Origin of the sequence: Tenacibaculum sp. ZH5_bin.1 (assembly GCF_042865525.1) — a bacterium.
Lineage (GTDB): Bacteria > Bacteroidota > Bacteroidia > Flavobacteriales > Flavobacteriaceae > Polaribacter > Polaribacter mesophilus.
The window spans coordinates 670,044-683,487 of sequence record NZ_JBEGIO010000001.1 but is presented as its reverse complement, the minus strand read 5'-3'; the positions used below and the strand labels follow the sequence as shown (position 1 = coordinate 683,487).

14 protein-coding genes are annotated in these 13,444 nt (G+C 31.1%); 6 read left to right on the top strand and 8 right to left on the bottom strand.

The annotated features are described in order from the left end of the window. Positions 1-15: 15 nt before the first annotated feature. From ABHQ57_RS03075 to ABHQ57_RS03065, 3 genes are read right to left on the bottom strand one after another with little or no spacing between them, the layout of a single operon-like run. Positions 16-1,314 carry a POTRA domain-containing protein gene (locus ABHQ57_RS03075; RefSeq protein WP_083574778.1) on the bottom strand — a complete coding sequence of 433 codons (1,299 nt, stop codon included), beginning with the start codon at positions 1,312-1,314 and terminating at the stop codon, positions 16-18. Beyond that, on the bottom strand, positions 1,298-2,308 hold the full coding sequence (locus ABHQ57_RS03070; protein WP_073182249.1) for a glycoside hydrolase family 113: 1,011 nt from the start codon (positions 2,306-2,308) through the stop codon (positions 1,298-1,300). Before ABHQ57_RS03070 ends, ABHQ57_RS03075 begins: the two co-directional genes overlap by 17 nt. A gap of 21 nt (positions 2,309-2,329) precedes the next feature. Beyond that, the gene (locus tag ABHQ57_RS03065) at positions 2,330-3,199 is read right to left on the bottom strand and encodes a transporter (protein WP_167712782.1); all 870 of its coding nucleotides are present in this window, start codon (positions 3,197-3,199) and stop codon (positions 2,330-2,332) included. A 140-nt stretch (positions 3,200-3,339) separates the two neighbouring features. Between ABHQ57_RS03065 and ABHQ57_RS03060 the strand changes: the two genes are divergently transcribed. From ABHQ57_RS03060 to ABHQ57_RS03035, 6 genes are read left to right on the top strand one after another with little or no spacing between them, the layout of a single operon-like run. Further along, positions 3,340-4,683, top strand: coding sequence for an NAD(P)/FAD-dependent oxidoreductase (locus ABHQ57_RS03060; RefSeq protein WP_167712781.1), 1,344 nt, complete (start codon positions 3,340-3,342; stop codon positions 4,681-4,683). A gap of 1 nt (position 4,684) precedes the next feature. Then, positions 4,685-6,307: a 4Fe-4S dicluster domain-containing protein gene (locus ABHQ57_RS03055; protein ID WP_167712779.1), complete on the top strand. Its 1,623-nt coding sequence runs from the start codon at positions 4,685-4,687 to the stop codon at positions 6,305-6,307. Continuing rightward, the gene (locus ABHQ57_RS03050; RefSeq protein WP_167712777.1) at positions 6,297-6,773 is read left to right on the top strand and encodes a toxin-antitoxin system YwqK family antitoxin; all 477 of its coding nucleotides are present in this window, start codon (positions 6,297-6,299) and stop codon (positions 6,771-6,773) included. Before ABHQ57_RS03055 ends, ABHQ57_RS03050 begins: the two co-directional genes overlap by 11 nt. Positions 6,774-6,776: 3 nt before the next feature. Beyond that, on the top strand, positions 6,777-7,469 hold the full coding sequence (locus ABHQ57_RS03045) for a glycosyltransferase family 2 protein (RefSeq protein ID WP_047787894.1): 693 nt from the start codon (positions 6,777-6,779) through the stop codon (positions 7,467-7,469). Beyond that, positions 7,469-8,959 carry a cellulose synthase family protein gene (locus tag ABHQ57_RS03040; protein WP_167712775.1) on the top strand — a complete coding sequence of 497 codons (1,491 nt, stop codon included), beginning with the start codon at positions 7,469-7,471 and terminating at the stop codon, positions 8,957-8,959. The genes ABHQ57_RS03045 and ABHQ57_RS03040 overlap by 1 nt, the downstream gene beginning before the upstream one ends. Then, positions 8,960-10,312, top strand: coding sequence for a mannosyltransferase (locus ABHQ57_RS03035; protein ID WP_167712773.1), 1,353 nt, complete (start codon positions 8,960-8,962; stop codon positions 10,310-10,312). A 123-nt stretch (positions 10,313-10,435) separates the two neighbouring features. Here the strand turns inward: ABHQ57_RS03035 and ABHQ57_RS03030 are convergent, their stop codons facing one another. The 5 genes from ABHQ57_RS03030 to gcvH form a co-directional block, all read right to left on the bottom strand. Further along, a complete protein-coding gene (locus ABHQ57_RS03030; RefSeq protein ID WP_047787897.1) occupies positions 10,436-11,017 on the bottom strand; it encodes an acyltransferase in 582 nt (193 codons plus the stop codon). 49 nt (positions 11,018-11,066) lie between these two features. Then, a complete protein-coding gene (locus tag ABHQ57_RS03025; protein WP_167712771.1) occupies positions 11,067-11,810 on the bottom strand; it encodes an energy transducer TonB in 744 nt (247 codons plus the stop codon). A 105-nt stretch (positions 11,811-11,915) separates the two neighbouring features. Further along, positions 11,916-12,638: an energy transducer TonB gene (locus ABHQ57_RS03020; RefSeq protein WP_047787899.1), complete on the bottom strand. Its 723-nt coding sequence runs from the start codon at positions 12,636-12,638 to the stop codon at positions 11,916-11,918. Positions 12,639-12,694: 56 nt separating this feature from the next. Then, entirely contained in the window at positions 12,695-13,078 is a 384-nt protein-coding gene (locus ABHQ57_RS03015; RefSeq protein WP_082118582.1) for a VanZ family protein, read from the bottom strand. Then, positions 13,044-13,424: a glycine cleavage system protein GcvH gene (gcvH, locus tag ABHQ57_RS03010; protein ID WP_167712768.1), complete on the bottom strand. Its 381-nt coding sequence runs from the start codon at positions 13,422-13,424 to the stop codon at positions 13,044-13,046. Before gcvH ends, ABHQ57_RS03015 begins: the two co-directional genes overlap by 35 nt. Positions 13,425-13,444: the final 20 nt, after the last annotated feature.

Below are 13,444 nucleotides of genomic sequence, written 5' to 3'. Positions count from 1 at the left end.
CTAGGCTATCTGTGATTAAAAATATTGACCTATACCAAACACAAATCCTTTTGATCCATTCTTTGTAAGCCCATGCCCATAATCAATTCTAAAAATTGCATTGAATATTTTTTTATTAATGAAACGTAAACCTATACCTGAATAAACTTTCATATTATCACTATTGATAAAATCATCAAAACTTCCTCCTGGATTACGCCATGTTCCAGCGTCTACAAACACATTACTTTGAATAACAAACCATTTTTTTTCATACAGCGTATGCCTATATTCGGTATTCCAAACAATACTTCCAGTACCTCGATCAACTAAAATACCAACTCCTCGTAAATTCAAATTATTATCTAAAGCAAATGGAGCAAATGGAGTATCATCATTAGATGACAAACCAAAACGCAATCTGTTTGCCCAATTTCCTTTTTCACCTATTCTTTTAAAGTAAAAAAAGTCATTCCAAAAAATTAAAAAATCATTCTGATATTCATTTTCAGAAGTTACATATTGTCCATGAAACTCATTTTTTATTCCGTTAATGTATTGATAATTATAATCTAGATTATCAAAAACATAAATTAGCTTCAGTAGCTTTTTATCTACATTTAACTCAGTAGGAACATCCGATGAAGTACTTCCTCTTAAATAATTATACTTTTCCTCAAAAAAATTAATTCCAAATTGAAACTGATTTTTAAAATTGTGTTGGTATAAAGCCAAAGCTTCATAAGAGATATTCTGATACTTATAATTGGCTGATTCACTACCAAAATAAAGTGGTTCTTCACTCGTCCAGTTTTGATGACTTAATGACACTCCCCATTTTGCTGAAAATAACGTAGGAGCCCTAAAGTTAATTCCATAAGAATCAAAACCATTGTATTGGTAAAACGCACCTAAGGTCATGTTCCTTCCCAAAAAGTTATACTCACCCACTCCTATTCTGTAGGCTAATTTTTGATTGATCGTTTTGTGAAAATTAACTTCTGGAATTATTGTAAAGTTCTCTTCTACAGTTACAACAACATTACATTTACCCTCAGAACATGATGCTTTAAAATACGCATTAGAAATTGCTGGTAAGCGCTTCAAACGAATCATATCTTCTTTTAATACCATTGAATCAAGCACTTTATTTTCTTTTGATTTCAGTATTTTCTTTAAAACATGTGCTTTCGTTTTTTTAGCTCCTGAAAAAGTAATTTTTTCTATACTTTTTTCTTGTGAATAACAGTTTACAGACAACCAAAATGTTGCAAGAATTATTGTCTTCAAGAAAAATAGATACTTATTTTTATATTTTTCATTTACTATTTTCATACATCTTTTTTATAGTCAATTCTGCTGGTTTGTTTTGAGGTGTAAACCTATTGTTATCTTCCCCTCCAACTTCTTTATGATTATGAAACCATTTCCAAACAAAACCACCAGCAAACCAATCTTCTTTCCAAAATTGATTATACAAAGCTTGTAATGCTTTTTGTTGGTTTTCTAAATTGATATCTCCTTCTATTCTATCTGATTTCCATGGCTCTTTTCCAGTAAAATTTACACTTCTGTATCCATACTCGGTAAATAAAACAGGCTTATTAAACTTACTTTGAACCTGAATAATTTCATTTTTGTGAGGTTGCCAACCTTTTTCAAAATCTTTAAGAGTTGGGGATTTTTGATCACTTAACGGAAAATAAGCATCAATTCCTATAAAGTCTAAATCCTCCCAAAAGTCTACTCGCTTAAATTCGTCCCAATTTGCTGCATAGGTCAATTTTCCAGAGTATACCTTTCTAATTTTTTTAATGAGTTTTTTCCAGTATTCTGGTCTGTTTATTACAAACTGCTCCAATTCTGTTCCAATACAAAAAATTTCTGCATTAATTTCTTCTGCTACTTTGGCAAAAACGAGGATAAAATCTTCATACGATTGTTCTAACTCTCTCCATTCATCTTCAGATTTCATTTTTATAGTTCCTGTATACACCCCATTCCAAACCCAAATTTGTGGTTTCAACATAATCTTTATTTTACTTTGTTGAAACTCTTTGGCATATTGTTTTACACCTTCTTTTGTCTCTCCAAACCATTGCTTTTTGGAGTCATAAATTACATTTGGAGAAGACAAGCTTTTAACAAAAGCAAAAGGCATCAACGTTACATAATTTGCTGATACCTTTTTTACATCATTAATATGTTTACTTGTTATCTTCTTTGAAGAAGCAACAAAACTAACACCGTTTATCTTTTTTGATTGGCTCGTACAAGAGCTTACCAAAAAAACACAACTTATTATAAAAAGGAGTTTTAGAGTTTTCATTACTCCTCTAATTTACTATTTTTAAAATAATGCCCTTAATCCTACATTAAAACTTTGTCCTAGCCCATTGTTGTTTCCTCTAACAAAGTTACTGTACAAAACCTCCAAGTTTAAAACACTGGTTAATTGATATTTTCCTCCCAAACCTAAAGCTGTATAATCTTGTGTAAAATCTCCAAATCTTTGTGAATGTTGAGAAAACACTAATACGGTAGACTTTTCGTTGGGAAAATAACTAAAGAAAACACCAGGAGTTAACAAAAAAGTATTGTTCGCAAAGCTATCCTCATCACCAAAATTGTACTCCGTATTTAACTCTGTAAATAACTGCCATTTTCCACTAGAAAAAGTATAATCGTAAAAAAATCGATTCTGAAAAGTCCACGCTGTTTGGTCTAAAAAGACACCATTTTCTGTTTCATTACTCACCAAAGGAATATGTATTGCTGATTGAACGGAAAAATTTCCTACATTTTTTAATGGTTGAAACTTAATAGCTGGTGCAATTGATGTAATTCCTTTTCTTTCAGAGTTTGGATTATCTTCTAAACTAAATACTGATAATGCTTGACGTCCTCCAATTGTGTTGGAACGAAACTCTACAATTGCTCCTACGTTAATACGGTTATTTTTAGAAATTCCAGTGAAAGCTTCCAACGTTGAAGTAAAGTAATTCTCTCTTGCTTTCGATTTGGTATTACCATCTGCATCGGCAAATTTTGTTTCTGTATATAGGTTATTAAACCATTTAATATCCCACTGACCATTATTTAAAAGCTTAGATGGTGTATATGTTTGAATATTTGATTTTTCTGCTTTATCATCTTGAGCATTTGAAAGTTGCACTACAAAAAACAGTAAAACTGTAAGGCTTACTAATTGTCGTTTCATAAGGTTAATTTTTTATATAGATCTTAAGTCGCTTAAAAAAAACTTCTCTTACAAAGCCCTTTTATTTAAAATCATTCTAAATTCAATTCCTTTATTAAGTTCTTAACTTTAGCAACGACCTAAACAGCAAATCAACATTTATGGAGCACGTTGTTATTATTGGTAATGGAATTTCTGGAGTTACAGCCGCAAGGCATATCAGAAAATTATCAGACAAAAAAATCACCCTTATTTCTTCTGAAACTGATGAGTTCTTTTCAAGAACAGCTTTAATGTATGTGTACATGGGACACATGAAATTTGAACATACACAACCTTACGAATCTTGGTTTTGGAAAAAAAACAGAATCAATCTCAAAAAAGGTTTTGTTTCAAAAGTACATTCATCAGAAAAAGAAATAGCCTTTAGCACTGGAGAAAAACTGTCTTACGATAAGTTAATTATAGCCACTGGCTCTAAACCTAACAAGTTTGGTTGGCCTGGACAAAACTTAAAAGGTGTTATGGGAATGTATCATAAACAAGATTTAGAGGCTCTTGAACAATATGCTCCAAACAACAAAGTATGTAAAAGAGCTGTTATTGTTGGTGGAGGTTTAATTGGAATTGAACTTGCCGAAATGCTTCATAGCAGAAATATCCCTGTTACCTTTTTAGTTCGTGAAAATAGTTTTTGGGACAAAGTGTTACCCAAGGGAGAATCTGCCATGATAAATCGTGAAATTATAGAAAATCATATCGATTTACGCTTAGGTGTAAACCTAAAAGAAATAAAATCAGATAAAAACGGGCAAGTTACATCTGTAATTGTTGAAGAGACTGGTGAAGAAATACCGTGTAATGTTGTTGGTTTGACTGCTGGTGTTTCTCCTAATATTGACTTTTTAAAAGGCTCTGAAATTGAACTTGGTAGAGGAATTAAAGTCAATCGTTTTTTAGAAACCAATATCAAAGATGTGTATGCAATTGGAGATTGTGCAGAACAACATGAAGCAATTGGTTTACGTCGTCCTATTGAAGCTGTTTGGTACACTGGTAGAATGATGGGAGAAACTGTTGCACAAACTATTTGTGGCAATCGAATTCAATACAAACCAGGGCACTGGTTTAACTCAGCAAAATTTATTGATATTGAATACCAAACTTATGGTTGGGTATGGCCGCAACCTAAAGCAAATGAAGCTCATTTTTACTGGGAGCACGAAAGTGGTAAAAAATGTATTCGAATTAACTATGATAAAAACACGCAAGAATTCCTTGGTATAAATACATTAGGGATACGAATGCGTCATGAGTTTTTTGACAAAATTTTGAATAAAAAGCAGTCTGTAACTTATACTTTAGAACATTTAGCAGATGCAAACTTCGACCCAGAATTCTATAAACTTCACGAATCAGAAATTGTAGCAAAATTCAACAAAGAAAACAACACCAATATTCAATTAAAAAAGAAAAGCTGGAAACGAATTTTCAGCAGAGTTTAGGATGAAAATAATAAAACAAACAGGTCTACTTCTATTCTTAATAGGGTTAATCATTTTTTCAGGAGTAATTTTTACGGGTTCTTTTAATTTAAATCAATCAGAACTAGATTCATTTATTACTGAAAAAGGATATAAAAGCGAAATCATAAAAGAGGAACTCAGTAAAGCTATTGTTACCGATGAAAGCTTTAATATTTTTGAATTTTCTAGTCGGGTTAGAAATGCTTATGAAGCATCTAACAATCATTATAATACTCTAATTGCTAAATACGACGCTGAAAAAAATTGGGATAAAAAAGGTGAACAATACCAATATTTAATTTATGGGAAACCCCATACCTTAAGTTATGAGTTAGCTAAAAAAGCTGGAAATGGTTTTGTTAGAAACAACTCAAGTTTGCTATGGTTACTCACTTTTGGTTTAGGTATTTTGGGAGCACTGTTATTTGTACTTCCTAATTTTATTTTACTTGGTCCAAAAGGAATAAAGAATAATGGTATTTATTTAGAAGCTAGTACAAATCGAGGATGGATAGCTTGGTTAGTTTTAATTTACTTAGTTGTTTTTTACTTGTTGCTTTATTTTTTTCCTGATTATGTGGTTAACTGGACTTTTATATTAGATCCTATCAGTAAATTTTTAAACGGCGGTGAGGCAAGCCAGTGGTTTGTATACGGTTTTTTATACTGTGTGATTATGCTTACAATGGGAGTGAGAATGTATATAAAGTATAGACACAACAAATACCAAGTTATAAGAACAACTTCTGTCTTATTCTTTCAAATTGTATTTGCCTTCCTTATCCCAGAAATCATGACCAGTTTAAATATGCCTGGGTATGATTTTAAAAATGCTTTTCCGTTAGACTATGATTTCTTTTTTGAATGGAATTTAGATAGTTTAAGAAATAGCGGAGCTATTGGTTTATTTATTTTAGTTTGGGGTATTGTACTTACGCTTATCATTGTTCCTGTAATGGTATATTTCTTCGGAAAAAGATGGTATTGCTCTTGGGTTTGTGGTTGTGGTGGTTTAGCTGAAACTTTAGGTGATCCATACCGTCAGCATTCTAACAAAAGTATGAATGCATGGAAACTAGAGCGCTGGTTAATACATAGTGTTTTGGTATTTTCGTTAATAATGACCGTTGTAACGTTATACTGTTACTTTACTGGAACTCAATCTTTCCTAGGAATCAACTCTCAATGGATTAAAGATACTTACAGCTTTTTAATAGGAGCTTGGTTTGCAGGAGTTATTGGTACCGGGTTTTATCCAATTTTTGGAAACCGTGTTTGGTGTCGTTTCGGTTGTCCGTTAGCCGCTTATTTAGGAATTGTACAACGTTTTAAATCTCGATTTAGAATTACTACCAATGGCGGACAATGTATTTCTTGTGGAAATTGTTCTACGTATTGTGAACAAGGTATTGATGTACGTGCATATGCCCAAAAAGGAGAAAATATAGTGCGTGCAAGTTGTGTTGGTTGTGGTATTTGTTCGGCAGTATGCCCTAGAGGAGTATTAAAGTTAGAAAATGGTCCGGAAAAAGGACGTATCAACCCAACAGAGGTTTTATTAGGTAACGATGTTGATTTAATGAAATTGGTAAATGAAAAATAATGTTTTCATACTATGCTTTTTTATTACTTTCTCTTTAGTTGGGCAAAAAACATATCATAAATCATTTTATGAAGAAGGAACATTAAAAGAAGAAGGCTGGCTTGAAAATAATAAAAAAACCGATTATTGGATTTTTTATTACAAAAATGGAAACATTAAAAAAGAAGGAAGTTTTAAAAATAACCTTCCTGTTAAGTATTGGCATTTTTATTATGAAAACTCTTTTAAAAAAAAGGAAGGACATTTTATTAATGGATTACCAAACAAATGGTGGGTCTTTTACAATAATAGAGGAGGTATTTATCAAAAATGTCAAATCAAAAACAATAAAAAAAACGGTTACTGTTTATTATACAAAAAACATAAGGTAACAAAAGCTATAAAGTTTAAAGAAGGACTAAAGCTAAAAGAATGGAATAATTTGTCTTCTTTTGCAAAAGAAAACAATCTCAACGACTTAAAATAATTAATGAATCCACTTATAAAAGTTATCATCCCCGCATATAACGAACAAGATTCCATTGCCCATGTAATCAATGACATTCCTTCCATAGTAGACGAGGTAATTGTTATTAGTAACAATTCAACAGATAATACTGAAACCATTGCTAAAAACGCAGGAGCAACAGTACTTTCTGAAAATAGAAAAGGTTACGGATATGCTTGTTTGAAAGGGATGGAATATATTTCTATTAAAAACGAAAAGCCAGATATCGTTGTTTTTTTAGACGGAGATTATTCTGATTATCCTGAACAACTTACTGAGCTTGTTGCTCCAATAATGAATGATAACATTGATTTTGTAATTGGTGCTCGTGTACAACGACTACGTGAAAAGGGTTCTATGACTCCTCAACAAGTTTTTGGTAATTGGCTAGCAACTACTTTAATGAAGTTGTTTTTTGGTGCAAAATTCACTGATTTAGGTCCTTTCAGAGCAATAAAATATGATAAACTACTAGCATTAAACATGGAAGACAAAACGTATGGTTGGACAGTAGAAATGCAATTAAAGGCTTTGAAACAAAAATTAACTTATACAGAAATTCCTATGAAATATAGAAATAGAATTGGCGTTTCAAAGGTTTCAGGAACTGTAAAAGGTAGTATATTAGCCGGCATAAAAATTTTAGGTTGGATCTTTAAATATAGCTTTAAATAATGGTTTTAGAATATATAATAATTACGCTATACACTATATCATTAGTACTTATATTGTTATACGCTATAGCTCAGTTAAACCTGCTTATCAACTATTTGAAAGCTCAGAAAAAAAAGGAAAGCACACCCAAATTAGATTTATCTGACATTAACAAAGTTCCGTATGTAACAATACAGCTACCTGTTTATAATGAGCTATATGTAATGGAGCGTTTATTACACAACATTGCTCAATTAGAATATCCACGCGAAAAGTTAGAAATTCAAGTATTAGATGATTCTACCGATGAATCAATTGAGAGCACAGCTAAACAAATTAAAGAGCTTCAAAAAACAGGTTTAGACATTCAACATATTAGACGTGAAAACCGTCAAGGATTTAAGGCTGGCGCCCTAAAGGAAGGACTTAAAACGGCCAAAGGTGAGTTTATTGCTATTTTTGACGCCGATTTCTTACCTAAGGAAAATTGGTTATTGGAAACCGTTCCGTATTTTAAAGATCCTGAAATAGGTGTAGTTCAAACTCGTTGGGGACATATTAATAGAAATTATTCAACTTTAACAAAAATTCAAGCGTTTGCTTTAGATGCTCATTTTACTTTAGAACAAGTAGGCAGAAATAGCCAAGGACATTTTATTAATTTTAATGGTACTGCAGGTATTTGGCGTAAAGAATGTATTTACGATGCTGGAAACTGGGAGGGAGATACTTTAACAGAAGACTTAGATTTAAGCTACCGTGCACAATTAAAGAATTGGAAATTCAAATATTTAGAAAATGTTGTTACTCCTGCTGAATTACCTGTAGTTATTAGCGCTGCTCGTTCACAACAATTTAGATGGAACAAAGGAGGAGCAGAGAATTTTCAAAAAATGTTGAAGAGAATTATTACAAGTTCTACTATTCCCTTTAAAACAAAACTTCATGGAACGCTACACTTACTAAATAGCTCTATGTTTACTTGTATCTTTTTAGTAGCTGTTTTAAGTATACCTATGTTGTATATTAAAAATGAATATGCTCATTTAAAAATTTACTTTATAGTCATGAGCTTTTTTATTGTAAGCACCTTTATTTTCTTTATCTGCTACTGGTTTATGTATAAAAGGACTTACGGAGGAGGTTTCTGGAATTTTATCAAATATATTGGCGCCTTTTTCGCTTTTTTCTCTATTGCCATGGGCTTCTCTTTACACAATACAATTGCTGTTTTAGAAGGTCATTTAGGTAAAAAAAGTGAATTTGTAAGAACCCCTAAATTCAATATTAAGTCATTAAAAGATAGTTGGAAAAACAATAAATATATTCGTAAAAGACCCTCTTTACATGTAATCATAGAAGGTTTATTAGCTTTATACTTTGCTTTTGGTATGTATAGTGCTTTTACTGTTGGTGATCAGGGTGGAGACTTTGGTTTGTTTCCTTTTCATTTAATGTTATTTGTTGGTTTTGGATATGTCTTTTTTAAATCGATTTTCTCAAAAGCTTAAATGTCTTTTTTTAAAAAATATAGCTCAATTATACTAACCTTTGTTAGTGTTCTTCTTTATTTTTTATTTGCTTATACAATTGAACGTACCGAATTTAACAAGTTACTTTTTCTCTGGATTAGCCTATTTACTTGTTATTTTGCTCTTTTACAAGATAAAGAATTATCGTTTGCTCATTTAGCTGGAATTTCGGTCTTATTTCGATTGGTTTTCTTTTTTGCTATTCCTAATCTATCTCAAGATTTCTATCGTTTTATTTGGGATGGACGTATGATTTTAGAAGGAATAAATCCTTATTTATCATTACCTCAAACATTTATTGAGCAGCATAACTACCCTATTAACCAAGCTAAGGATTTGTATGAAGGAATGGGAGCCTTAAATGGTAGTCATTACACCAACTATCCTCCAGTTAATCAACTTTGCTTTTTAATAGCCGCCTTGTTTGCTAAAAACAGCATTATTTGGAGCGTTATTGTAATGCGAACACTTATTATCTTGGCTGACATTGGTATTTTATACTTTGGAAAAAAGCTTTTAGAAAGATTACAATTACCCGTTAAAAACATTTTTCTATATGTTTTAAACCCATTTATTATAATTGAACTTACTGGAAACTTACATTTTGAACCTGTTATGTTATTCTTTTTGGTTTGGAGTATTTATACACTACATAAACAGAAGTGGTTTTTAGCAGCTATACTAATGGCTTGTTCAGTTTCTGTAAAACTCATTCCTTTACTCTTTTTACCTTTATTTTTTCAATGGTTTGTAAAAAATGATTTTTCACTCCTTAAAGGATTACAAAAATTAGCATTTTTTTACGGAACTGTAGTTCTAACAATTGTGTTACTTTTTCTTCCTTTCTATTCTCCAGAGTTAATTTCAAACTATACTAACTCTGTTGGTTTATGGTTTAGAAGCTTTGAGTTTAATGCTAGTTTTTACTATTTAGCTAGAGAAATTGGTTATCAATTTAGAGGCTATAATGAGATTGCCATTATTGGTAAAATAATACCTATTCTTACCGTTTGCTTTTTATTAATTCTTACTTTTTTCAAAAAGAACAAGTCAACAAAACAATTAATTCTAAGTATGCTATTTGCTTTGTCTTTCTACTATTTTTCAACAACAACAATGCATCCTTGGTATATAGCAACGCTTTTAATTTTATCTGTATTTACTCAATATCGTTATGCTGTTTTGTGGAGTTTAGTTATTATTCTAAGTTATCAGGCATATGCTAATTCTCCATGGAAAGAAAATCTTTGTTTAATTACTTTAGAATACATTATTCTATACAGTTACTTTATTTGGGAAGTTTTTATAAAAAGAAAACCCACTCAAAATTGAGTGGGAAAAATTGCTATGAAAAAGAAAAAGAAAGTGGTTTAAAAACCACTGTTCAAATATAAATAAGATTTTTCTTTTCACAAATATTTTTTTTAAGTTTTTTCACTTTTTTTAAACTTTAACTTAAAGTTTTCTTAACTCATTGTTTTTCAAGATATATTTATCTCCACTTTCTGGGCAAGTAGCCAAACCTTCATCATCAAAATTTAACCGATGTCCGTACTCACTAATCCACCCTATTTGTTTTGATGGGTTTCCTACAACTAACGCATAAGGTTTAACTTCTTTAGTTACCACTGCTCCTGCTCCTATAAAAGCGTATTCTCCAATATTGTTACCGCATACAATTGTTGCATTTGCTCCTATACTCGCTCCTTTTTTAACAATTGTTTCTAAATACTGATCTTGTCTTTTTATGGCGCTACGTGGATTAATTACATTGGTAAAAACCATAGAGGGTCCTAAAAAGACATCATCTTCGCATCTAACACCCGTATATATAGAAACATTATTTTGGACCTTTACATTATTCCCTAAAACAACCTGAGGCGACACTACTACGTTTTGTCCAATATTACAATTATTACCAATGTTACAATTAGGCATAATATGGCTAAAGTGCCATATTTTAGTTCCTTCTCCAATTATACAACCATCATCAATAACTGCTGTCTCATGTGCAAAAAACATTTTATCTGTATCCATATATAACAAAAATAAAAAAAACTCAACCAGTTGGCTGAGTTTTTACTTTTTATTCCACTCTAAAAGTAATTGGTAGCGTATATTTTACTTTTACTTCTTTATTATTCTGTTTTCCTGGAGTAAATTTTGGAATTTTATTTACTACTCTGTTTGTTTCCTTTTTTAATTTAGTATGTGGTGCCCTAATTTGAATATCCGTAACATTACCTAACTTATCAATAACAAACTGTGTCAATATTTTATATTTACCAGAATTTAATCCTACATCTTGCGCCAATTCTGAGTTAAAATTCCGCTGTATATGTTGTTGCATTTTTCTTTCAAAACATTTTATATTTTCTTCTTCTGAGAGTCCTTCACAACCTTTAAAAACTGGAGTGTTTTGGACATTCTTAATTGAAATTGGATCATCACTATCTTCTATAGTTTCAGTTTCTTTTAACTCTGAAATTTGATTTAAATCAATAGGTTTTTCATCTATAGAAAAATCTATTACAGTGGTGTTTTCCGTATTATTATCTACTACTTCTGGTTTAAATACTTCTTTAATTACACGCTCTTGCTTTGGCTTTTCTATTTCTTTTACTTCTCTTTTTACAATAACAGGAATGTCAAAAGTGTAAACTTTCTCATAATCTTGTGCATTAGTAGGTTCAACTACCGCTGTATCTTTAACTGTTTCGTGCTCTAAAACAAGAAAAACGACAAACAAAGTTAGCACTAAGCCTAATTGTGTAAAAATAGTTGAAAATTTTTCTAATTGCTTTTTAGCATGCTTCTTAGGTGTTTTCATAGTATTTGTTTTTTATGTTAATACTATGTTAAAAACAAGAAACGTGCCAATAAAAAAAGACAATCCGTTTTAGATTGTCTTTTTTTATCTTTTAGTAAGTTTCCACTACTCTACATTAAATGTAATAGGTAACGTATAACCTACTCTTACTGGTCTACCTCTTTGTCTACCTGGTTTCATTTTAGGTATTTTCTTAGCAACTCTTTCTGCCTCTTTTTTTAATCTTGGATGAGGAGCTCTTGCCGCTACACTAGTAATAGTACCGTCCTTATCAATTTTAAACTGTACATAAATTCTTTTCTTACCTGGAGATAAACCTAATTCATTTGCTAATTCTGCATTAAAGTTACGTTGAATATGCTTCTGTAACTTTTTATTCAAACATGCTTTCTTTTGAGCTTTTGTTCCACTACAACCAGGAAATACAGGAACTTCCTCAATAATAGCGAATGGTACATCTTCTACCACTTCTTCAACCTCTTCAACCTCTTGAATATCTTCTACCTCTACAGCTTCAGATTCATCAGTTTCAGTTGATTCGATAACTGTTTCTTCAATCTCTTCTTCGTCTTCTACTACTTCAATTTTTTCAGGAGCTGGTGGTGGAGGTGTATTTGGTTTTGGCTTTGGTGGCTCAATTTGAAGCTCAATAGTTTCTTCTTCAATATCAGTAGCCATGTTAGCCATACCTAACTCTCCATACTCTTTATCATATGTCTTATTCTCAATAGCAACATACGTTACAAATAAAGCTAAAACCAAACCTATTTGCATAAATAGTTTACTATAGTTCTCTAAGTTTGATTTTGGATTTTTCTTGATTTCCATCCTAAATGTTTTTAATAGTTCGCTAATTTAATTAATTTATTTCAACTTTTACAAGCTTAATCTTTAAATAGCTTTATTTTTCTTAAAAAAAAGTTATAAACTATGAAAGCTATTAAAATACCCGTCGTGTTTGCCATTATATCTAAAACCTCTCCTGATCTATATGACGTTGTTGTAACTTGTAGAACCTCAATAATTATGCCGTAAAAAAAACAACAAAAAACAGTAATATATTTATTAATTTTTGTTGTTTTTAAAGCTAACAACCATACCAAACTTAACACGAAATAAGCAAAGGTATGTTCTAGCTTATCTATATGGTTAATTTGTATAGGTGCTTTTTCTATTTTTACTAAACTAATAATAGCAATACTTAAAGTTATTAGTATTGCTATTATGGTTAGTTTATCCTTTAATAAGTTCTTGATATGCTTCAGCACTTAATAAATCTGCTACTTGTGAATCGTCAGATAATTTTACTTTTATCATCCACCCGTCTCCATAAGGGTCAGAGTTTACTAATTCTGGTTCATCTTCTAAAGCTTCATTAAACTCTACTACTTCTCCTGATAAAGGCATAAAAAGGTCTGAAACTGTTTTTACTGCTTCTACAGAACCGAAAACTTCTTCAGCATCTAATTCCTCATCTAATGTATCTACGTCAACGTATACGATATCTCCTAACTCTCCTTGTGCAAAATCAGTAATACCAATAGTTGCTACACCATTTTCTACTTTAACCCACTCGTGGTCTTTGGTGTACTTTAATTCTGATGGAATGTTCATTGTAATGATTTTTTATTGTG